Genomic DNA, 20,873 nt, shown 5'->3' with positions numbered 1-20,873 from the left:
ACCGCCCGCAACTACCTCGCCGTCGTCACTATCGCCGCCGCCATCCTATGGCTCCGGTAAATGTCCACGGCTCCTAGACCAAGGGCGTTCGCAGTGCGGAAGTACCGATCGAAAGGATATCTACTGGCGCGCCGAGGCGTGCTGGCGCGCGCACGGGTGATAGTGCGTCGACGATCAGCTATTCGAAGTCGTCATCAGTCGGGACAACGAATTAGTACACCTCGCCCGGCGCGACTTTGAGTGACACATGTGCCGCCCTGAGAAGCTGGCCCGCGCCAGCACCGCGTCGCCCTCCTACAGGCGGCGGCCTGCCTGCATCCATTGACGCCAGATCAGCAGCATCGCGACCATCACCACCGGCCCGACGAACAAGCCGACCAGCCCCAGGCTCTCCAGCCCGCCGAACGTGCCGACGATCGCGAGCAGGAACGGGAGCTTGACCGCGCTGCCGATCACCCGGGGCTGCAGCACGTTGTCGCCCACCGTCATCACCACGACCGAGAAGCCGAACAGCAGCGCGGCGGGGAGCAGGTTGCCCTGCACCAGCAGGATCAGCGTCGCGGCGCCGAACGCCAGCCAGGCGCCGAACGGGACCATCGCGAGCGCGATCGTCAGGACCGCGAACAACAGCGGGCGCGGCACGCCCGCGATCGCATAGCCGACCCCGACCAGCGCGCCTTCGCCCACCGAGACCAGCACCGTACCGTTCAGCGTCGCGCGCATCGCCGCGACCAGCCGGTCGAGGAACTGCTCGCCGAACCCGCCCAGCATGCGCCGCGCGACCTGCCCCGCCTGCTCGGCGATGGCGGCGCCGCGCGCCAGCAACCCGGACAGGGCGACGAGCGTGATCAGGAACAGCAGCGTGCCGTGCGCCACCTGACCCCCCACCGACTGCGTCCAGCCGAGCAGCGAGCCGGCGCTCAGCGTGCCCAGCAGCTCGTTCGCCGCCTGCGGGTTGCCGATATGGTCGCGCCAGAACGCGTCGGCCCTGCCGCCGACCAGCGGCAGCGCACCGAGCCAGGCGGGCTCCTGCAGCCCGGTCTTCTGCACCTGCGCGAGCCATCCCAGCGCCGCCTGGCTCTCCTGGGCCAGCGCCACCGCCGCCAGCGAGATCGGCAGGATGACCAGCAGCGCGGTCGCCAGCGTGAAGCCCAGCGCCAGCAGGCCGCCATGCCGTGGCGCCCGGACGAGCGCCCTGCGATAGAGCGGCCATTCGGCGACCGCCAGCACCGCCGCCCAGGCGAGCGGCAAGAGGAACCCGCGCGCCACCCACGCCGCGAGCAGCAGAATCAGGAAGGTGAGATAGCGCTGGCGGGTGAGCACCGCCTTGGTCTCGACCGCCGCGACGACGGCCTGTTCCGTCGCCTCGGCCTGCCGTGTCGATGGGTCTATGTCGCGTGCTCCCGCGCGGTCGTCAGCGCTGGCCATCATCGCCGTCGCCGAGTTGCGCGTGCAGGCTGTCCTTGCCCGCGTCGACGACTTCCCGCGCCGCCTGCTTCGCATGGTCGAGCAGATCGCCGCTCTTCAACTCGCCGATCAGCGCGCCCACCGGCTTGTCGCCCGTGAGCCCGTGCGTCTGCGCGCTCTCCTGGGCGGCGCCGAGCGTCTCGCGCGCGACCCGCGCGCCGCGATCCACCGCCCGCTGCGCGAGATCACGACCCTGGCCGCGCAGTTGGCCCGCGACGTCGCCGAACAGCCCGCGCTCCTGTTCGCTGACCGGCAGCAGCGCGCCGGCGATCAGACCGATCGTCGCGCCCACCGCGCCGAGCACGAGCGGGCTGCTGGTCAGCGGTCCCGTTCCGACCAGATCGTGCGACGCCTGCCCCACGCCGTGGCTGGCCGCCGCCACCGCGTCCTTGATCCGCTGCGCATAAGCGGCGGCGGTATCGGATGCGCCCCGCGCAATCCCGAGCACCTGGCCGCGCGCGTCGTCGAGGCGGCTGGCGTGCACGTCGGGATGTTCGTCCGCCAGCCGCACCACACCCGCCTCGGCGGAGCGCAGCCGCGTCGGCAGGTCGGGCTTGCCACGGGCCTGCTTGGTCCCGTTCGCCGCCAGCAGCCAGGCCAGCCCGACCCCCGCCAGCGCCGCCGGAACCGGGTTGGCCTTGGCCCTGGCGATCAGCGTCTGCGCGAAATCGGCGCCGTCGCCGCCCGTGACGTGCGCCAGCGCGTCGTTGACGATCTGGTTGGGCGCCAGCTTGGTGCCCAGCTCGTCGAGGCGGCGGTCCATGCGCGCGCGGGTCTCGGCCAGATCGTGCTCGATCTGGTCGGTGTCGGTTGTGGCCTCGGCCATCACAAATGCTCCTTGAGGATGCGGCCGTCCTTGGACAGGTTCGCCGCCGTGCGATCGGGGGTGAGGTTCCGGATCGACAGCCTGGCGAGCCCCGCGCGCGCGATCAGCCCGCCGACCGCGACGATGACGACGCCGACGATCAGCAGCGCCGCCCAGGTCGGCAGCCACATCGCCAGCACGGCGGCGCCGCCCTCCAGCACCACCACCAGACCGGCGAACGCGACCAGCGCGCCACCGAGCAGCGACACGCCGCCGGCGATCAGGCCGTGCAGCTTGCCGTCGAACTCGGCCCGCGCCAGCGCCAGCTCGCCGCGCACCAGATCGCCGACATCGCCCGCGAGCCCGCCGGCGAGCGAACCCAGCGAAGGGGTATCGCGGGGATCACTGCCCGTCATGAGCGGCCTCCGGCAGGGTCGGTAGATCGGCGCGCGACAGGTCGGCCGCCGCGATCTTGCCGATGCGCGCGAGCGCGAAACCGGCGGCGGCGCTGGCGGCCACGAACAGCGCGGGCTGCCGACGGGCGAAACTTCCCATCTCCGCCGAGAGATCGCCCAGATCCTTGTCGCGCAACGTCCCGGCGAGCGCGTTCAGCTCCTGCGCACCACGCCCGATGGCGCTGGCGATCCAGTCCTGCTGGCCCTCGAACTGCTCGCCCGACCGTTTCACCGTCTGCGCCAGTTGCTCCACCATGTCGGCGGCCGCACCCTTCTGGCCGTCCAGCGCACCCGTCAGCGCCTGTCGGGCCTGCCCGGCGAGCGATCTGGTCGCCTCGGCGGCCGCGGGGGCGCCAGCGGGCTCCTCGGGTGAAAGCGGGCGGGAGACGGCGCCGGCCGACGCTCCGCTGGTCATCGTGTCGTCCATCGTCGTTCGCCTCTCATTCGCCCCGGAAGGGCGTGGGCCCCGCGCGCGATCCTCGCGCGCGGGGCCCAACCTTTTGCCTAGCGCTTGCTCGACGTTCCGAAGCCGGTGGTTCCACCGCGCGTGTCGGTGCCGTCGCGATCGATCTCGACCTCCGTCTTGCGGACGGTGTCGTCGATCTCCTCCGTCCGCTCGCCGGCGGTCTTGGAGACGACCACCTCCTCGACGACGCGCGCGGTCTTGCCGACGACGGCTTCCTCGCTGGTGGCGGTCATGTCGATCGTGCGCTCCTGGAAGGCATCGCCCGACAGCGTGTCAACCGCGCGATCCACCGGCCGGCGCTGGACGTCCACCCGCTCCTCGCGCAGGCGGACCTGCTCGTGGACAGGCGTCTCCGACACGTAGGAGCGGACGCGGACGCCGCCACGGTCGACCTCGCGCTTGCCGACGACCAGCTGCTCCTCGACGACGGGGATGACCTCCTCCGTCGAGCCCTGGCGGGCCGAGCCGGTCGCCAGCCCGGCATCGGTGGCGCCGCTCGCGCCGAACAACCCGGCCGACTGACCGGTCTGGCCGCCCTGATAATCCCAGCCGGACTCGCGCCAGCCGGCCGCCTGCTGGTCGACGTCGACCGAGTTCGCCTCCTCCAGCGCGCGGACGGCGTCGTCGGCATGCTCGTCGGCGACGTCAGCGGTCAGCACGGCATGGCCGCGACGGAAACCTTCCTCATAGGTGTGGCGATCCTCGTCGGGAAGGAAGGCGTGCTTGATCGACGCCCAGGTGCCCTGGTCCGTGTGCGTCGACTGCGCGCCGCTCGTCTGGTGGGTGGAGTCGTCGTGGACGTTGACGTGGGCGGCGTCGATGCCGGCCGCTTCCAGGCGGGCCTTGCCGGCCTCGGCGTCGGCGCGGGTATCGAACATCGCGGTAATGGTACGGGACATGGGTATTCTCCTTGGGGGACGGATTCAGCGTTGGGTGACGACGAGTTCGGTCCGGCGGTTCTCCGCCTGGCCGCCGGCGGTGGCGTTGGTGCCGACGGGGTCGGTCTCGCCGCCGGACGCGGTGGCGATGCGACCGGCGTCGATGCCCTGTCGGACCAGCGCGGCCTTGACCGCCTCGGCGCGGTCCTTGCCGAGCTGGACGTTGGCCGGTTCGGACCCGCGCGCATCGGCATAGCCAGCGATGCGGACATGGCTGTTGCCATATTGCTTGAGCACGGCGGCGACCTGCGTGACCTCCGCCTGATCCTGCGGCCGGATGTCGCTCTTCGCGGTGTCGAAGTTGATCTTCTCGAACGTGAACGTCGCCGGCGCTGGGGCCGTGCCGCCGAGATAGCCGCCCAGGCCGGACACGCCGAGCGGCGTCGCTTGCGGCGCGTCCGCGGTTTGCGCAACAACCGTGTTGTCGCCGGCCGGTGGCGCAGCGGCCACGTCCGGCGCGCGATTGCAGCGGCTCAGCGCGAACAGCAGCGCGAGGATGCCGGCCAGCAACGCCAGCCAGGCAAGCCAGTTCGTCCGTTTCTTCTCGATATGGACATGGGTGGGAGGTGCGCCGCTGGTGCGGCGATCGTCGGGTTCGGCCATCAATGGTCTTCCTGCTGGTGGACGGGGTCACGCTCCACCACGGCGCGCATCGTGCGCAGCGTGACGGGCATGGAGACGGTTTCGCGGGCGATGACGCGGCGGACGACCACCTCCTCGATTACGAAGAGCTGCCGGGTGACGACCAGCCGCTCCTCGACGACGGAGATGATGGTGGCATCACCCTCCTCGCGCGGCGGCGGCGGCGTGGCGACGGCGCGGTCGACCGGTCGGCGCTCGATGTCCAGCGACCCGACCTCCACCGTCTCGCTGACCAGCTCCTCGCGAGTGTCGACAACGGTACGCACGCGCACGTGATCGGTCTCGACCCTGCGCCGCTCGACCGAGACCTGCTCCTCGACGACGGGCAAGCGCAGTTCGTCTGTATCGGACAAGACCGTACCTTCTGGACGCTGCTGGATGGCAGTGCCGCCGGGGACGGTGCGGCATGAACCGCGCCTCGATCCTGATCGACGTGCAGGCTAAGCTGTTGTCGAGGCCCGATGTTCCGGAGCGGCCGGCGATCAGGGACGAATGTGGGTGGTTCCGCGACGAAGCGTTGCCGCTCCCGAGAGGGATCAGGAAGGGGGATGGCGCGGCTGGTCGGCGGGCGGCGGGCAGGCGACGAAGCGGCCCGCCGCATCCTTCCAGCGCGGCGACTCCTTCCGCGGCTTCTTGCAGGTGACCACCTTGCCACTGGCGTCGCGGCACGGCTTGACGCTGGCGATCACCGGGCCGCCGGCCAGCAGGGACGCGATCGCGATCGCGGAGAAGATGTGGCGCATGATCATCGTCCTTCCATCTGGATCGTCGCTCGACACGAGTGTCACGTCGAGCGGAAACTCCCGGCTCCGGCCCATGGTGCCGGTCGATGCCGGCCTTGCCTATCCGTCAGCCACGTCGCCGCGCTGGAACAACCCGAGCGCTCGGTGCAGGGCCTGCGCGACCTCTTCCGGCCGGCGACATCAGGGATCATGCCACGAAGCTCTACTGGCGTCCGCACACCTGCGCGATCGGCACGCATGTCCTGCTCGCGGAGATCGGGCGACCGTGTGAGACCGAGCAGGTCGACGTCGAGGGCGGCGTGCTGAAGGAGCCCTGGTTCAAGGCGATCAATCCCAAGAGCAAGGTGCCGACGCTGGTGCTCGACGATGGCCGTGTGCTGACCGAGTTCGGCGCGATCGCGATCTGGCTGGCCCGGCAGGTCACCGGCGGCAACCCACCGCTCGGAAAGAGCTGGTCGTGGGGATAACATGGAGCCGCACTTGCTCGCCGACCTGGTTAGGCGCGCATGCTCGACAAGACCGGCGACACCGGCTGGGGCGGCAGGATACCCAGCCAAATAACACGCCGGCTAAGTGGTTGATATTGCTAGCGTGCAGGAACCGCCTGCACAGCGTGTTGCTACACTCGATTGGCACAAAGAGCAACGTGGCTTAACCACGATCTAGCCGCGCGAACGATGGTCCCTGCCCTGCCCGATCGACCGGAAGCGTTGAGTTTTTGCCCGGTTTATGGTGTCAGCCTGGTGGCACTGTCCTGACGACCAGGGCGTCGTTCAGGGAAGCATCATGGCTCGGGCAGCGAAGGCCACCAAGGCGCCGAAGGGCGGAGACCTCGGATTCGAGGCAGAGCTTTTCCGCGCGGCCGACAAGCTGCGCGGCAACATGGAGCCGTCGGACTACAAGCATGTCGCGCTCGGGCTGATTTTCCTCAAGCACATCTCCGAAGGATTCGAGGCTAAGCGCGCGCTGCTGCTGGCCGAGTATCCGGATGGGGCGGAGGACGAGGATGAGTACCGCGCCGACAACGTGTTCTGGGTACCGCCGCTTGCCCGCTGGTCGCATCTGCAGGCCAGCGCCCGCCAGCCAGGCGTCGGCAAGGTCGTCGACGACGCCATGCTGGAGATCGAGAAGGTCAATCCCGGTCTGAAGGGCGTGCTGCCCAAGGACTATGCTCGCCCCGGCCTCAACGCGGTGATGCTGGGCGAGCTGATCGACCTCATCTCGGGCATCGGCTTCAAGGACGGCGCCGACGCATCGCGCGACGTCCTCGGGCGCGTCTACGAATATTTCCTCGGCCAGTTCGCCGGCAGCGAGGGCAAGCGCGGCGGCGAGTTCTACACGCCGCGCTCGGTCGTCCGCACGATGGTGGAGATGCTGGAGCCCTACAAGGGCCGGGTCTACGATCCGTGCTGCGGCTCCGGCGGCATGTTCGTCCAGTCGGAGAAGTTCGTCGAGAGCCACGGCGGCCGGATCGGCGACATCGCCATCTACGGCCAGGAGTCGAACCACACGACGTGGCGGCTGGCGATGATGAATCTGGCGGTGCGCGGCATCGACGCCGACATCCGCTGGAACAGCGAGGGCAGCTTCCACAAGGACGAGCTGCCCGATCTGCGCGCCGACTATGTCCTCGCCAACCCCCCGTTCAACGTGTCCGATTGGGGCGGCGAGCGCATCCGCGAGGATGCGCGGTGGCGCTTCGGTGCCCCGCCCGCGGGCAACGCCAACTTCGCCTGGCTCCAGCACATCCTGCACCATCTGAAGCCGACCGGCACCGCCGGCGTCATCCTCGCCAACGGCTCGATGTCCTCGACCCAGAACGGCGAGGGCGACATCCGGCGCGCGATGGTGGACGGCGACGTGATCGATTGCATGATCGCGATGCCGGGCCAGCTGTTCTACTCGACTCAGATCCCGGTGTGCATCTGGTTCCTGGCCAAGGACAAGTCGAACGGCGTCGGCCGTGTGAGCAAGCTGCGCGATCGCCGCGGCGAGATCCTGTTCATCGATGCGCGCAAGCTCGGCCACATGGTTGACCGCACCCGGCGCGAGTTCAGCGACGCCGATATCGCGAAGATCGCAGGCACCTATCATGCGTGGCGCGACGGCGACGATCATGCCGATGTTCCCGGCTTCGCTTGCGCTGCCAGTCACGATGTCATCGCCGGCCACGGCTACGTCCTGACGCCCGGCCGCTATGTCGGTGCGGAGGATGTGGAGGCGGATGCGGTGCCGTTCGCCGAGCGCTTCGCCGCGCTGCAGGCGGCGCTGGAGGAACAGTTCGCCGAGAGCGCACGGCTGACCGACGTCATTCGCCAGCGGCTCGCCGACGTCATCGTGCCGATGGAATAGCCCCGGTTTTTACACGTCGCGCGAACATGTCAAGGAAATCGGCTTTTCTTTACACGTTGCCGATAATGTGCAAGAAAACTGGCGTGTCGCTTTATCCATCCGTCGCCTGGTGCTGAAGGCCAGCTACGTCATCCCCACCCTGCCGCCGGCAGGCGTCGAGGAGACGCCTGCGGTGCTGCGGGCGTTGGCGACGGCGCACCGGCACCTCGCCGAACTGAAGGGCCGCGCCGCTTCGATCCCCAACCAGGGCATCCTGATCGACACGCTCGCGCTGCAGGAGGCGAAGGCGAGTTCGGAGATCGAGAATATCGTCACCACGCAGGACGAGCTGTTCCAGGCCAGCGCTTTCCCGGAGAACCCGGCGTCACCCGCGGCGAAGGAGGTGGCGCGTTATGCCGACGCGTTGCGTCACGGCTTCACGGAACAGCGCCGGCTCGGCGGGCTGCTGACCAACAACATGATCATTGCCATGTTCCAGATGCTCAAGCGCACCGACGAGGAGTTCCGCGCGACACCGGGGACGGCGCTGAAGAACGACCAGACCGGCGAGATGGTCTATGTGCCGCCGCAGGAGGGCGAGGCCGTGCGCGCCCACATGACCGCGCTGGAGCGGTTCATCAACGAGGACCCCGAACAAGAGGGCGCGAGCGGCCTCGACCCGCTGGTGAAGATGGCGATCGTCCATCACCAGTTCGAGAGCATCCACCCGTTCAGCGACGGCAACGGCCGGCTGGGACGGATCATCAACGTGCTCTACCTGACGCACGCCGGGTTGCTCGACGTGCCCGTGCTCTATCTCAGCCGCTGGATCACCGGGCGGAAGGGCGAGTATTACCGGCTGCTCCAGACAGTGCGCGACTGCGAGGGCGCCGCGGACGCGTGGGAGGCGTGGCTGCTCTACATGATCCGCGGCGTCGGCGAGACCGCGAAGGGCACGCTGGCGTTGATCGAGGGGATGCGTGAGCTGATGGCCGACTACAAGCAGCGCATCCGCCGCGATCACCTCAAGCTCTACTCGCAGGACCTGCTCAACAACCTGTTCCGCCACCCCTACACGCGGATCGAATATGTCGAGCGCGAGCTGGGGGTGTCGCGTCCGACGGCGACCAAGTATCTCGACACGCTGGCGGCGGCGGGATTTCTGGACAAGCAGCGGATCGGGCGGAATAATTATTATATGAATCAGCGACTGGTCGCGTTGTTCGCGGAGGGGGCAGCGTGATGGGGGAATGGTCAACTGTCAAACTTGATGACGTCGCGTCTCTTGGCGGCGGATTTGCCTTCAAGAGCTCTCAATACACTTCTTCTGGTCGGTTTGTTCTACGCACTGTGAACATAACTGACGACTATGCAATAACCAGGGAAGGCTCAGCGTTCATATCCGAGGACGACGCGCAAGAGTATGGTCGCTTCTCTCTCCGTGAGAATGACACTTTATTTGTCATGGTCGCCGCCACCCTTGGCAAAGTAGGTTTGGTCAGGAAGAAGGATCTTCCAGCCCTACTCAACCAGAACATGTGGGTCATTCGCGCACGCGAAGGTCAAATTGATCCGACCTATCTTCATTACGTCTTTCGCGAGCTGTCCAAGATACCTCTGGCTTGGGTTGGAGGCAGTGCTAGAGGTTTTCTGCGCCGAGATGATGTGAGAAATTTGCCCTTTGCACTTCCACCGATGGAACTTCAGACGAGAATTGCCGAGCTTCTTTGCGCCCTCGATGACAAGATCGATCTCAACCGGCGGATGAACGAGACGCTGGAAGCGAGCGCGCGGGCGTTGTTCCGAGATTGGTTTGTCGATTTCGCCCCCACCCGCGCCAAGGCCGAAGGTCGCCCCGCCCACTTCGCCCCTGATTTCTGGTCCCTGTTTCCCGATCAGCTGGGTGACGATGGCGTGCCGGAAGGCTGGAGCGAGACGCCGCTCGATCAGATCGCCGATTTTCTAAACGGGCTGGCCTTGCAGAAATTTCCTCCTGCTCCGGACGAGGCGAGCTTACCCGTCATCAAGATCGGTGAACTTCGGTCAGGGGTGTCTGCCAGTTCGAACCGCGCGTCGACCAACGTGCCCACCAAATACATTGTTGGCGATGGCGACTTCCTGTTCTCTTGGTCCGGTAGCCTGCTCGCAAAGTTTTGGACGGAGGGTGCTGGTGCGTTGAACCAGCACCTTTTCAAGGTGACCTCCGACACCTTCCCTGCTTGGCTTTTCAGTCATTGGGTCTGGCATCATCTCGCCGAGTTCCAGGCCATAGCCGCTTCGAAGGCAACCACGATGGGGCATATCCAGCGAGGGCATCTGAGCGCCGCAACGACGATAACGCCTTCTCCAGCTACGCTGGCGAAGATGAGCGAGTTCATGCAGCCGCTGCTCGATCAGATCATCGGGAACCTGCTCGAATGCCGCACCCTCGCCACCACCCGCGACGCGCTCCTCCCCAAGCTGATGTCCGGCGAACTTCGCGTTCGCGACGCCGAGGCGCTGGCGGCATGACCGGCGCGGCTCCCGTCGGCAGCAGCGCCTGATGTCGAAGCTCACCGAGTCCGTTGTCGAGGAAGCCGCGCTTGCCTGGCTCGCCGAACAGGGCTGGCAGGTCGCCTATGGCGTCGACGCCTCGCCCGACGGCAGGGCGCCCGAGCGTGCCGCCTATGGTGATGTCATCCTGCCCGCCCGCCTCGCTGCCGCGGTCTACCGGCTCAACCCCTCGATCCCGGCCGACGCCCGCGCCGATGCCGTCCGCCGGGTGATGGCCGTCGAGATGCCGAGCCTCGTGGAGGAGAACCGGCGGCTTCACCGGCTGATCGTCGAGGGGGTGCCGATCGAGTATCGCGACGCCGACGGCACCATCCGCGGCGACCGCGTGCGGCTGGTCGACTTCGATACGCCGCCGGGCGGCCTCGACATGAACGACTGGCTGGCGATCAACCAGTTCACCGTGATCGAGCGCGGCCACACCCGCCGGCCCGACATCGTCCTGTTCCTCAACGGCCTGCCGATCGCCGTGGTCGAGCTGAAGAACCCCGGCGACGAGAACGCCACCGTCACCGGCGCCTACAACCAGCTCCAGACCTACAAGCGCGAGATCGGATCGCTGTTCCGCACCAATGCGCTGCTGATCGCGTCGGACGGCATGACCGCGCGTATCGGTTCGCTGACCGCCGACGAGGAGCGGTTCATGCCGTGGCGCACCGTCGACGGCGACGAGATCGCGCCCAAGGGCGTGCCTGAGCTGGAGGTGATGATCGCAGGCGTGCTCGATCGTCAGCGCCTGCTGATGCTGATGCGCGACTTCACCGTGTTCGGGGATGCCGGGCGCGGGATCGTCAAGATCATCGCCGGCTATCACCAGTTCCACGCCGCCCGCGCCGCCGTTGCCGCTACGCTGCACGCGGTGCCTGGCGCCTCGTCGGCAAGCGTGATCCGCGAGCGCCCGCTCGCCTACGGCCTGCCCGACGCCGCCGCGCACCCAGCGGGCGACCGCCGCATTGGCGTGATCTGGCACACGCAAGGGTCGGGCAAGAGCTTCCTAATGGCGTTCTATGCCGGTCTGCTGGTGCGGACGCCCGCACTGGAGAACCCGACGATCGTCGTCATCACCGATCGCAACGACCTCGACGACCAGCTCTTCGCCACCTTTTCGATGTGCAGCGACCTGGTCCGCCAGACGCCGATCCAGATCGAGAGCCGCGAAGACCTGTCCGAACAGCTCGACCGCGCGTCCGGCGGCGTGATCTTCACCACGATGCAGAAGTTTGCGCCGCCCTCGGGCAGCCGCGACTATCCCGCGATCAGCAACCGCCGCAACGTGATCGTCATCGCCGACGAGGCGCACCGCTCGCAATATGGCTTCCGCGCGCGGATCGACCGCAAGACCGGCGAAATGGCCTATGGCTTCGCCAAATACCTGCGCGATGCGCTGCCGGGCGCCTCTTTCATCGGCTTCACCGGCACGCCGATCGAGAAGGACGACGTCAACACCCCCGCCGTGTTCGGCGACTATGTCGACGTCTACGACATTGCCCGGGCGGTCGAGGACGGCGCGACGGTGCCGATCTACTACGAGAGCCGGCTTGCCCGCATCGAGCTGCCGCCCGAAGCGCTGCCCCTCATCGACGCCGAGATCGAGGGGTTGACCGAGGACGAGGCGACCAGCGAACAGGAACGGCTGAAGCAGCGCTGGTCCGCGGTCGAGAAGCTGGTCGGATCGAAGGAGCGGCTGACGATGGTCGCCGCCGACCTCGTCGCCCACTTCGAAAATCGCGTGGCCGCGATGGATGGCAAGGCGATGGTGGTCTGCATGAGCCGCCGCATCTGCGTCGCGCTGTACGACGCCGTCGTCGCGCTCCGCCCCGACTGGCACAGCGACGACGATCAGTCGGGCGCAATCAAGGTCGTCATGACGGGCTCGGCCGCCGACGCGCCTGCCTGGCAGCCGCATATCGGCAACAAGGCGCGTCGCGATCTGCTGGCCAAGCGAGCCAAGGATCCGGCCGACCCGCTCCGGCTCGTGATCGTCCGCGACATGTGGCTGACCGGTTTCGACGCGCCGTCGATGCACACCATGTATATCGACAAGCCGATGCGCGGCCATGGGCTGATGCAGGCGATCGCGCGCGTGAACCGCGTGTTCCGGGACAAGCCCGCTGGGCTGGTCGTCGATTACATCGGCATCGCCCAGAACCTGAAAAAGGCGCTCGGCCAATACTCAGCCTCCGACGCCGCCGAGACGGGGATCGACGGGACGCAAGCGGTCGCGGTGCTGATCGAGAAGATGGACGTGGTCCGGACCATGTCCCACGGTTTCGACGTGACGCCGGGCATCACCGGCAATCCGGTCGCGCGCCTGAAGTGCCTGGCGGAGGGGATCGAATTCATCATGGCGCGCCAGCACGAGATGGCCGAACGCGAGAACACCGACGAGGCGCGCAAGGCTGCCCATCGTCGCTTCCAGGACGCGGTGCTGGCACTGACCAAGGCGTTCGCGCTCGCCGCCGCCAGCGATGAGGCTCGCGCGATCCGCGATGAGGTCGCGTTCTATCAGACGGTCCGCGCCGCGCTCGCCAAGACGGGCGGCGGCGGAGTGGGCGCGGGCGACCGCGACTTCGCCGTGCAGCAGCTGATCGACCGATCCGTCATGTCGACCGAGATCGTCGACATCCTGCGCGCCGCCGGACTGACCACGCCGGATATCTCGATCCTGTCCGACGACTTCCTCGCCGAAGTGAAGGCGATGGAGCGGCCGAACCTTGCGCTCGAGGCACTTCGCAAGCTGCTCGGCGACCAGATCCGCTCGCGCAGCCGCACCAACGCGGTCGAGAGCCGCCGTTATTCCGAGCGCCTGACCGACGCCATCGCGCGCTACCACACCAACGCCGTCAGCACGGTTGAGGTACTCAAGACGCTGATCGACCTCGCCAAGGAGATCCGGGCCGAGCAGGCTCGCGGCGAAGCCGACGGTCTGACTCTGGAGGAGATCGCCTTCTACGACGCGCTGGCCGACAACGAGAGCGCCGTCGACATCATGGGCAATGACAATCTGAAGGTGATCGCGGGCGAACTGGTGAACTGCCTGCGGGCGAATGCGACCGTCGACTGGTCGCACCGCGAGAGCGCGAGGGCGCGGATGCGCGTCTTGGTGAAGCGGATCCTGCGCAAGTACGGCTACCCGCCCGACCTCCAGGACGCTGCCGTGCAGACCGTTATCCAGCAGGCCGAACTACTCGCGGCTGGATGGTAACCGCGCGGTAGGAGAGATTTGGCTGACTCACTCAGCTACTTCAGAGTGCCTACCCCTTCGCTTCCGGTAGCCGGACGCTCGTTAACGCTGCCTCTGGCGCGACGTCCTACCCTATCACCCGATCAGAATGTGACCTCAGTTGGGTTCAGATATTGAGCAACCACTCAGTTCTATTTGACCCATAAGCTGCCGTTCGAAGACGTTCCGCCGCTTCCCAGAAACGGACGTCCGTTCATTTTCATTGCTAACTGATGTCTTTCGCCTGCGGGGCACTTCAGCCAAACCTGTACTTATACTGTAGCGAGACCTGGCCAGTGCGTTGTCGGATCAAGAACCGGCACAACAAGGCTGATCTTAGCTGATCAGGTCAGGAGCTTGTCGATCGTGATCGGCAGGGAACGGACCCGCTTGCCGGTCGCATGGTAGATGGCATTGGCGACCGCCGCCGCCGTGCCCACGATTCCGATCTCGCCTAGTCCCTTGACCCCCAGCGGGGTGACCTCCGGGTCAGGCTCGTCGACGAAGATCACCTCGATCTCCTCGACGTCGGCATGGGCCGGGATGTGGTACTCGGCGTAGTTGTGGTTCATCCAGCGGCCGAGCCGGTGATCGGAGAAGGTCTCCTCATGGAGCGCCATGCCGATCCCCATCACCACGCCGCCCAAGATCTGACTGCGCGCGGTCTTGGGGTTAATGATCCGCCCCGCCGCGACGGCGTTGACGACGCGGGTGACGCGCACGACCCCAAGTTCCTCGTCCACCCGGACCTCGGCGAAGATCGCGCTGTGCGTGTTCTTCGACTTGTGCAAGCCGCGCCACATATCGCCGAAGCCGGGCGCGGCGGTCTCCTGCTCTTCGATCACTTCCAGGTCGGCGGCGCGCATCGCCTCGCCGAACGGCACGCGGACGGTGGGCGCGTCCTTCAGGACGATGCAGCCGTCCTCGAACACCAAGTCATCGAAGCCTGCCTCGCCCAGCGGTTGGCCGGCGATCCTGCCCGCCGCCTTGACCAGCTTCTTGGCCACCGCTTGGCAGGCGAGCTGCACCGCGGCGCCGGCCGACGCCGCCGCCCATGACCCGCCCTCGACCGGGGAGGCCGGCAGGTCGGAATCGCCCAACCGGGCGGTGATCTGCTCGGGCGGCAAGCCCAGCGTGTCGGCCGCGACCAGCGTCATCACCGTGTAGGTGCCGGTGCCAATGTCCGACGTGGCGCAGGCCACCTCCAGCGCGCCGTTGGCGGAGAGCTTGGCGCTCGCCGCCGTCTTGGCGAACTGCGCGTCCCACATGCCGGTGGCGCAGCCCCAGCCGATCAGCTCGCTGCCGTCGCGCATCGAGCGCGGCTCGGGTGAGCGCTCGGCCCAGCCGAACGCCGCCGCCCCCTCGTCATAGGCCTCGCGCAACGCCTTGCTGGTATAGGGCACCGCGTTCATCGCGTCGATCGACGAATAGTTGATCCGCCGGAACTCGAGCGGATCGACCTTGGCTTCGTATGCCATCTCGTCGACCGCCATCTCGAACAGCGTCATGCCCGTCGCGGCACCCGGCGCACGCATGTCGGCCGACGTCGCGGTGTCGACCTGCGCCACCGTGTAGTTGGCATCGGCGTTGGGGCAGTCGTAGTTCATCAGTCCCCAGGTGACGACGTTCTCCATATTGTCCTCGTAGCGCGAGGTGGAGGTGGTCGCCTCGTTGCGGATCGACACCAGCTTGCCCGTGGTCTCCGCGCCCAGCGACGTGCTCTGGATCGCCTGCGGGCGATAGGCGTGGCTGAACATCTGCTGGCGCGTCATCGTCACCCGCACCGACCGCTCGAGCATCTTGGCCGCGAGCACCGCCAGGAACACCTGATGCTGCGGCCGCAGCCCCGAGCCGAAGCCGCCGCCGACATAGGGATTGAGCACGCGCACCTTGCTCTTGGAGAAGCCGAAGATGCTGGCGATATATGCCTGAACGCCCTGCGAGCCCTGCGTCTTGTCATGGACGGTGATCGCGCCGTCGCCGTGCCACTCGACGGTGGAACCGAACATCTCCATCGGATTGTGGTGCTCGGGCGCCAGCCGGTAGTCGCCCGCGACCTTCAGCGGCGCGTCGATGAACGCCTGCGCCGCGTCTCCCCGAGCCTTGGGCGGGACGTAGGTGTTGCGCTTCTTCTTGGGCAGGTACTTCTCCGCCAACGCGACCTCGAAGTTCGTGTTGTGGGCTTTCGCCTCATAGGAAACCTCGATCAGGCTCGCGGCGTAGCGCGCTGCCTCGAACGTCTCCGCCACCACAAGCACGATCGGCTGCTGGTTGAACTGGATCATGTCGTCGTAGAGCGGCCGGAACGGCGATCCCGGCACCTTCAGTTCGTCCTTGTAGCTATGGTCGGTCCAGGCGACGTGCGGGCGGTTGAGGTGCGAGATCACCTCGACCACGCCGGGAACCGCGCGCGCCGCAGCCTCGTCGATGGCGACGATCCGGCCCTTGGCGATCGTCGCGTCGACGATGAAGCCGTAGAGCATGTCGGCGACCGGGTGCTCGGCGGCGTAGCGTGCGGTGCCGGTGACCTTCTCGACGCCGTCGACGCGGCTGATTGCGCTACCGATGCCGATCTTCCCCGTCGCGGGCCTGATTGCGGTTGCCATGTCGGGTGTTCCTTACGCGACGCGCTTGTCGGTCTGCGATTGCGGGGTGGCGTCGGCGGCCTGATTGAGCGCGCGGACGATCGCCTTGCGGGCGAGCGGGATCTTGAAGTCGTTCTCGCCCTGACCGACTGCGCCGTCGAGCAGCGCATCGGCGAAGGCACCGAACGCATGTGGCGACGGTGTCACGCCGCGCAGCTGCTGCTCGGCCTCCGGCTTCCGCCACGGCTTGTGCGCTACGCCGCCGAGCGCCACGCGCACCTCCGCGATCGTGCCGCCCTCCAGCCGCATCGCGACCGCGACCGACACCAGCGCGAAGGCGTAGGATAGCCGGTCGCGCAGCTTGAGATAGGTGTAGTTCTGCGTGAAGACTTCGACCGGCAGGTCGATGCCCGTCACCAGCTCGCCCGGCCGCAGCGTGTTGTCGCGCCACGGCTCGTCACTCGGCAGCCGGTGGTAGTCGGCAAAGGCGATCGCGCGCTCGCCATCCGGCCCCAATACCCGCACCGTTGCGTCCAGCGCGGCCAGCGCCACGCACATGTCGGACGGATGCGTCGCGATGCACTGCTCGCTCGCACCCAGGATGGCATGGATGCGGTTCACGCCACCGATCGCGCCGCAGCCGGATCCAGCTTGCCGCTTGTTGCACGGAGTTGCGACGTCGTAGAAGTAATAGCAGCGCGTGCGCTGGTTGAGGTTGCCGCCGTTGGTCGCCGCGTTGCGCAGCTGCGGGCTGGCGCCGGCGAGGATCGCGGAGGACAGCAGCGGGTAGCTCTGCTCGACGCGCTCGTCCCAGGCGGTGTCGGCGTTCGGCGCCAGCGCGCCAAGTCGCAGCCCGCCGCCGTCCAGCTCCTCGATGCCACCGAGCGGCAGGCGGGTGATGTCGACCACCGTCACTGGCCGCTCGACGTTCTCCTTCATCAGGTCGACCAGATTGGTGCCGCCGGCGAGATAGCGGACCTGCTCGCCGCGCCCGGCCTGCACCGCTTCGCCGATGCTCGTCGCGCGGATGTAATCGAACGGGCTCATTCCGCCGCCTCCCGCAACATGGCCCCATCCTGTTCGGCGAGCACCTCGCACACCGCGTCGGCGATGTTGGTATACGCGCCGCAGCGGCACAGGTTACCGCTCATCATCTCGCGCACCTCCTGCCGTGAATGCGCCCGACCCTCGTTGATCAGGCCCTGCGCCGAGCAGATCTGACCTGGCGTGCAGTAGCCGCACTGGAAGGCGTCGTGCTCGATGAACGCGGCCTGCAGCGGATGCAGCTTGCCGGGCTGGCCGAGCCCCTCGATCGTGGTGATCTCCGCCCCGTCCAGCGTCACCGCGAGCTTGAGGCACGAGTTGATCCGCCGACCATCAATCAGCACCGTGCAGGCCCCGCACTGCCCATGATCGCAGCCCTTCTTGGTGCCGATCAGGTCCTCTTGCTCGCGCAGCAGGTCGAGCAGCGAGGTCCAGGGCTCGATCTGAAGCGTGCGGGTGGTGCCATTGATCGTCAGCGTGGTCGACACGGTGCCGATCGGCCGGGCGGCACGGGCGTGTGCGTCGGGGGCGGTCGCCATGGCTGTTCCTCTCACGCCGGGATCTGCGCGAAGTCGGCGGTGTTCTCTTCCGCGATGCCGTTCTCGCGGTGGCGGAAGGCGGACAGCGCGCGATACACCTGCAATCGCGCGCGCATGACCGACCCGAGCGGCTGGTGCGCCGTCAGGCTGTGTGCCGGACGGAACGTCATCACCTCGTCGAAGTAGCGCACCCGTTCGGGCTTGTAAGCATCCTGAATGGGAATGCGGATCGTCGCCACGGTGCGATACTGGCTGTCCTGCGATGGCCACTCGATCGACGCATCCTCGATCGGCTGGGTATCGGCGTTGGCCCACAACTGCGCTCGCAATTCGAACACGGCCTCGTGTTCGCCGAAATAACCGATCGCGGCGTGGCGGAAGCCGTCCTCGTCCTGATGCGGATCCAGCTGCCATTCATGCAATGCGTCCTGCGCCTGCGACGCCGGAAAGGCCCCGATCTTGGCGACGTGGTCGCCAAAGCGGATTGGTGCCTGGCTGAAGTAATCGTCGCCGATCGGGTGGCTGAACGGGTGCCCAAAGAAGTCCGCCTTGGCATAGGCGGTGTTGAACATGCTCAGCACCTTGTTGAAGTTGCGCGCCATCGACGACACCGCGCTCTTGACGCCCTCCGGCATCGGCGTGGCCGTGCCGATCTTCTTCGCGTCGCTGAGAAAGCCGCTGGCCGTGCCGGACGGGAAGGTGCGGCCGGTCGCGAGGACGAAGTCCTGCGTCGGCACGTCGTGCCCGGGCAGCTTGTCTCCCTCGACGCCGAACACCTTGATGGCCATGCCGCGATGCGTTGACACGCGATCCCCCAGCGTCTCGCCCGGTCCCTGCGCGAAGCGGATCGCGACGTCGTAGGTGCCGGACGTGGCGAACAGCCCCTGCGCCAGCTCGGGCGGCAGATCGTCGGCGACGGTCAGCGTGCCGACGACGCAGGCCGAACTCTTGGCGTGGCTGGCGCGCACCGCGTGCTGCTCGCGTTTTTCGACGACTTCGCTCTGCTGGGTCATCCCCTGGATGATCCCGTCGATCGTCTTCTGCTCGTCGGCTTCGGACGTCTCGACGTCTGGCGAGTAGCGGAGATAGGTCATGGAGCCTCCTTGGCGATCGGTGATGATAGGCGGCATCAGTCCGCCGAGCCGGGTTCGGACAAGCCGCGGTGGACGCCGGCCGCGACGCTGTCGGGCAGCAGGTCGGCGACCGCGCCCATGATCTTGTTCTTCAATGTCGGGATCACCTTGTCCTTGCCCGCCATGAGCGCGTCGTAGCCGGCCTTCGCAACCATGCCCGCATCGTCCTTGTTCGCCTGGCCCGCCCTGGTGTCCATCATCTCGGCGCGCTCGAAGAAGTTCGTCTCGGTCATGCTCGGCATCAGCACGGTCACGGTTACGCCGGTGTCCTTCAACTCGTTGCGCAGCGCCTCGCCGAACCAGCGCAGGAAGACCTTCGTGCCGCCATACACCGCCTCGAACGGGTCGGGCATCGTCGCCGCGATCGAGGAGGTGAACAGGATGCGGCCGCCGCGGTGCGCGATCATGTCCTGCACCATTGGCTTAGTGAGCTGCACCGCGCCACGGATGTTGACGTCGATCATCTGCAGCTCGCGCGCGAGGTCGGTCTCGGCAAAGGCGCCGCCGAGCCCGAAGCCGGCGTTGACGCACAGCGCCTCGATCGGCCGGCCCGCGGCGCGGATCGCCGCGACCAGCGCGTCGACCTGCCCGGCCCGGCCCAGGTCGCCCTTCCATAGCGTCACCTCGCTGCCGGTCTGGTTCTCCCCGGCGAGCTGCGCCCGCGCCTCGTCGCTGTGCGCGTCGTCCTCGCCGGCGATGAGCACGTCATAGGCGTCGGCCAGAAACAGCCTGGCGAGTTCCAGGCCGATGCCGTTGGTCCCGCCGGTCACGACGGCGAAGGGGCGCTGGTCGGTCATGATGAACCTTTCGGTGGTGTGCAGCAGGTCAGCGGGCGGGCGCGAAGGAGAACAGCTCGGTGCGGATCGCGGGCGGCGCGCCGGGTTTGAACCACATCGTGTCCTGGATATGGCTGGCAGTGACGTAGATCCGGCCGTCGGGGCCCTCCGCGAACGTGTCGGGCCAGCGCAGACGGCGGTCGGTCAGCACCGTCTCGACCACCGAGCCGTTCAGCCGCTTGATCGAGTAGTCGGTGGGCGAGGTGAGGTAGAGCGTGCCCGCCCTGCTCATCCAGAGGCCGTCGGTCACCTGCGTGCGCGCCACCGTCCTGACCGCGCGGACGCGATCCTGGTCGCTGACGCCGTCGCGCAGCAGCACCGTGTCGATCGCGTAGAGCGTGCGGCCGGTCAGCGCCTGCCAGTAGAGGGTGCCGCCGTCGTTCGAGATGGCGATGCCGTCCGCGGCGAACGCCGGCTGGCGGCCGTCGGGTCGGCGCAGCGGGCGGCCGTCCAGCGTGACGGTGACCGTTTTGTCGACCTGCGTCGTCGGGCTGCCGTCCAGCGCGCGCCAGCTCCTGCCGGTCTCAAGGTCCACGGCGATGATCGCGCCGCGCGTGCCGCTGTCGGTGACGTAGCCCATCTTCCCGTCGGACGAGAAGCGGATGTCATTGAGGTAGGTGCCCTGCAGCGCCACGTCGCCGGGGATGGCGATCACCTTCGTCACCTGGTTCGTGGCGAGGTCGATGCGCACGAGCTTCGGCGCGCCTTCCAGGATCTTCTCGTTGCCGGGCGCCCCCGGGTCGACGACCCACAGGTTGCCGTGGCCGTCCGGGACGACCGACTGCACGCACACGAAATGGTCGGCGACCGGCAGCTCGTTCGCGCGCGCGTTCCGCCACTCGTTCCAGCGCGCGTCCGGATAGGGCCGAAGCGAGCCGTCGCGCATCACCTCGGCGACCGAGATCGGCGCATCCTCCGTCCAGCGTGGAAAATTAACGAAGCGGCGGCCGTCCGCCGTGACGGCGACCCCGGTCACCTGATGATCGAAGGTCGCCACCTGGGCAAGCGCGGTCGGCGACGCCGCCGGCGCGACGGCCGCGAGCGCCGTGAGCGCGGCGAGGGCAATGGGTCTGAACATGATGGTCCTCGGCTGGATCGACGGCGTGGCGGGACGTT

19 protein-coding genes are annotated in these 20,873 nt (G+C 67.5%); 5 read left to right on the top strand and 14 right to left on the bottom strand.

Features of this window, described 5'->3' with window-relative positions:
* Positions 1-294 precede the first annotated feature (294 nt).
* From HUU95_RS00640 to HUU95_RS00605, 8 genes are all read right to left on the bottom strand, one after another.
* Positions 295-1,431: an AI-2E family transporter gene (locus tag HUU95_RS00640; protein WP_174278311.1), complete on the bottom strand. Its 1,137-nt coding sequence runs from the start codon at positions 1,429-1,431 to the stop codon at positions 295-297.
* On the bottom strand, positions 1,415-2,293 hold the full coding sequence (locus HUU95_RS00635) for a DUF3618 domain-containing protein (protein ID WP_174278310.1): 879 nt from the start codon (positions 2,291-2,293) through the stop codon (positions 1,415-1,417). The genes HUU95_RS00640 and HUU95_RS00635 overlap by 17 nt, the downstream gene beginning before the upstream one ends.
* Positions 2,293-2,688, bottom strand: a complete 396-nt coding sequence (locus tag HUU95_RS00630) for a phage holin family protein (RefSeq protein WP_174278309.1) — start codon at positions 2,686-2,688, stop codon at positions 2,293-2,295. The genes HUU95_RS00635 and HUU95_RS00630 overlap by 1 nt, the downstream gene beginning before the upstream one ends.
* The gene (locus HUU95_RS00625) at positions 2,675-3,154 is read right to left on the bottom strand and encodes a hypothetical protein (RefSeq protein WP_174278308.1); all 480 of its coding nucleotides are present in this window, start codon (positions 3,152-3,154) and stop codon (positions 2,675-2,677) included. Before HUU95_RS00625 ends, HUU95_RS00630 begins: the two co-directional genes overlap by 14 nt.
* Positions 3,155-3,231: 77 nt before the next feature.
* A complete protein-coding gene (locus HUU95_RS00620) occupies positions 3,232-4,092 on the bottom strand; it encodes a YsnF/AvaK domain-containing protein (RefSeq protein ID WP_174278307.1) in 861 nt (286 codons plus the stop codon).
* A 24-nt stretch (positions 4,093-4,116) separates the two neighbouring features.
* A complete protein-coding gene (locus HUU95_RS00615) occupies positions 4,117-4,734 on the bottom strand; it encodes an OmpA family protein (protein WP_174278306.1) in 618 nt (205 codons plus the stop codon).
* The gene (locus HUU95_RS00610; RefSeq protein WP_174278305.1) at positions 4,734-5,126 is read right to left on the bottom strand and encodes a DUF2382 domain-containing protein; all 393 of its coding nucleotides are present in this window, start codon (positions 5,124-5,126) and stop codon (positions 4,734-4,736) included. The genes HUU95_RS00615 and HUU95_RS00610 overlap by 1 nt, the downstream gene beginning before the upstream one ends.
* Before the next feature lie 183 nt (positions 5,127-5,309).
* Positions 5,310-5,516 (bottom strand): hypothetical protein, encoded by a 207-nt coding sequence (locus tag HUU95_RS00605; protein WP_174278304.1) that lies wholly within the window; start codon positions 5,514-5,516, stop codon positions 5,310-5,312.
* A gap of 86 nt (positions 5,517-5,602) precedes the next feature.
* Here HUU95_RS00605 and HUU95_RS00600 point away from each other — a divergent pair, with 86 nt between their 5' ends.
* The 5 genes from HUU95_RS00600 (at position 5,603) to HUU95_RS00580 (ending at position 13,602) form a co-directional block, all read left to right on the top strand.
* Positions 5,603-5,983, top strand: coding sequence for a glutathione S-transferase N-terminal domain-containing protein (locus HUU95_RS00600; RefSeq protein ID WP_174278303.1), 381 nt, complete (start codon positions 5,603-5,605; stop codon positions 5,981-5,983).
* Positions 5,984-6,302: 319 nt separating this feature from the next.
* Positions 6,303-7,868, top strand: coding sequence for a type I restriction-modification system subunit M (locus HUU95_RS00595; RefSeq protein WP_174278302.1), 1,566 nt, complete (start codon positions 6,303-6,305; stop codon positions 7,866-7,868).
* 109 nt (positions 7,869-7,977) lie between these two features.
* A complete protein-coding gene (locus tag HUU95_RS00590) occupies positions 7,978-9,090 on the top strand; it encodes a Fic family protein (RefSeq protein WP_174278301.1) in 1,113 nt (370 codons plus the stop codon).
* On the top strand, positions 9,090-10,358 hold the full coding sequence (locus HUU95_RS00585) for a restriction endonuclease subunit S (protein WP_254602536.1): 1,269 nt from the start codon (positions 9,090-9,092) through the stop codon (positions 10,356-10,358). The genes HUU95_RS00590 and HUU95_RS00585 overlap by 1 nt, the downstream gene beginning before the upstream one ends.
* A gap of 31 nt (positions 10,359-10,389) precedes the next feature.
* Complete coding sequence (locus tag HUU95_RS00580; protein ID WP_174278299.1) at positions 10,390-13,602, top strand: type I restriction endonuclease subunit R; 3,213 nt, start codon at positions 10,390-10,392, stop codon at positions 13,600-13,602.
* A 362-nt stretch (positions 13,603-13,964) separates the two neighbouring features.
* Here HUU95_RS00580 and HUU95_RS00575 read toward each other — a convergent pair whose 3' ends face one another.
* The 6 genes from HUU95_RS00575 to HUU95_RS00550 form a co-directional block, all read right to left on the bottom strand.
* Positions 13,965-16,226 (bottom strand): xanthine dehydrogenase family protein molybdopterin-binding subunit, encoded by a 2,262-nt coding sequence (locus tag HUU95_RS00575; RefSeq protein WP_174278298.1) that lies wholly within the window; start codon positions 16,224-16,226, stop codon positions 13,965-13,967.
* Between the two features lie 12 nt (positions 16,227-16,238).
* A complete protein-coding gene (locus tag HUU95_RS00570; RefSeq protein ID WP_174278297.1) occupies positions 16,239-17,252 on the bottom strand; it encodes an FAD binding domain-containing protein in 1,014 nt (337 codons plus the stop codon).
* Positions 17,249-17,788, bottom strand: coding sequence for a (2Fe-2S)-binding protein (locus tag HUU95_RS00565; protein ID WP_174278296.1), 540 nt, complete (start codon positions 17,786-17,788; stop codon positions 17,249-17,251). The genes HUU95_RS00570 and HUU95_RS00565 overlap by 4 nt, the downstream gene beginning before the upstream one ends.
* Positions 17,789-17,799: 11 nt before the next feature.
* A complete protein-coding gene (locus tag HUU95_RS00560; protein WP_174278295.1) occupies positions 17,800-18,882 on the bottom strand; it encodes a catalase family protein in 1,083 nt (360 codons plus the stop codon).
* A 35-nt stretch (positions 18,883-18,917) separates the two neighbouring features.
* Complete coding sequence (locus HUU95_RS00555) at positions 18,918-19,718, bottom strand: SDR family NAD(P)-dependent oxidoreductase (protein WP_174278294.1); 801 nt, start codon at positions 19,716-19,718, stop codon at positions 18,918-18,920.
* Between the two features lie 28 nt (positions 19,719-19,746).
* Positions 19,747-20,873 (bottom strand): L-dopachrome tautomerase-related protein (locus tag HUU95_RS00550; RefSeq protein WP_217429685.1); only part of this gene is annotated, 1,127 nt, incomplete at its 5' end.

The sequence above is a fragment of the Sphingomonas bacterium genome, assembly GCF_903643065.1.
Classification (GTDB): Bacteria; Pseudomonadota; Alphaproteobacteria; order Sphingomonadales; family Sphingomonadaceae; genus Sphingomonas.
This window is presented reverse-complemented; position numbering and strand designations above follow the sequence as displayed.

Coding starts and splice junctions, on each gene's coding strand:
- HUU95_RS00640 (WP_174278311.1), bottom strand. CDS start 1,431: ATGATGGCCAGCGCTGACGACCGCGCGGGAGCACGCGACATAGACCCA.
- HUU95_RS00635 (WP_174278310.1), bottom strand. CDS start 2,293: ATGGCCGAGGCCACAACCGACACCGACCAGATCGAGCACGATCTGGCC.
- HUU95_RS00630 (WP_174278309.1), bottom strand. CDS start 2,688: ATGACGGGCAGTGATCCCCGCGATACCCCTTCGCTGGGTTCGCTCGCC.
- HUU95_RS00625 (WP_174278308.1), bottom strand. CDS start 3,154: ATGGACGACACGATGACCAGCGGAGCGTCGGCCGGCGCCGTCTCCCGC.
- HUU95_RS00620 (WP_174278307.1), bottom strand. CDS start 4,092: ATGTCCCGTACCATTACCGCGATGTTCGATACCCGCGCCGACGCCGAG.
- HUU95_RS00615 (WP_174278306.1), bottom strand. CDS start 4,734: ATGGCCGAACCCGACGATCGCCGCACCAGCGGCGCACCTCCCACCCAT.
- HUU95_RS00605 (WP_174278304.1), bottom strand. CDS start 5,516: ATGCGCCACATCTTCTCCGCGATCGCGATCGCGTCCCTGCTGGCCGGC.
- HUU95_RS00600 (WP_174278303.1), top strand. CDS start 5,603: ATGCCGGCCTTGCCTATCCGTCAGCCACGTCGCCGCGCTGGAACAACC.
- HUU95_RS00595 (WP_174278302.1), top strand. CDS start 6,303: ATGGCTCGGGCAGCGAAGGCCACCAAGGCGCCGAAGGGCGGAGACCTC.
- HUU95_RS00585 (WP_254602536.1), top strand. CDS start 9,090: ATGGGGGAATGGTCAACTGTCAAACTTGATGACGTCGCGTCTCTTGGC.
- HUU95_RS00580 (WP_174278299.1), top strand. CDS start 10,390: ATGTCGAAGCTCACCGAGTCCGTTGTCGAGGAAGCCGCGCTTGCCTGG.
- HUU95_RS00575 (WP_174278298.1), bottom strand. CDS start 16,226: ATGGCAACCGCAATCAGGCCCGCGACGGGGAAGATCGGCATCGGTAGC.
- HUU95_RS00570 (WP_174278297.1), bottom strand. CDS start 17,252: ATGAGCCCGTTCGATTACATCCGCGCGACGAGCATCGGCGAAGCGGTG.
- HUU95_RS00565 (WP_174278296.1), bottom strand. CDS start 17,788: ATGGCGACCGCCCCCGACGCACACGCCCGTGCCGCCCGGCCGATCGGC.
- HUU95_RS00560 (WP_174278295.1), bottom strand. CDS start 18,882: ATGACCTATCTCCGCTACTCGCCAGACGTCGAGACGTCCGAAGCCGAC.
- HUU95_RS00555 (WP_174278294.1), bottom strand. CDS start 19,718: ATGACCGACCAGCGCCCCTTCGCCGTCGTGACCGGCGGGACCAACGGC.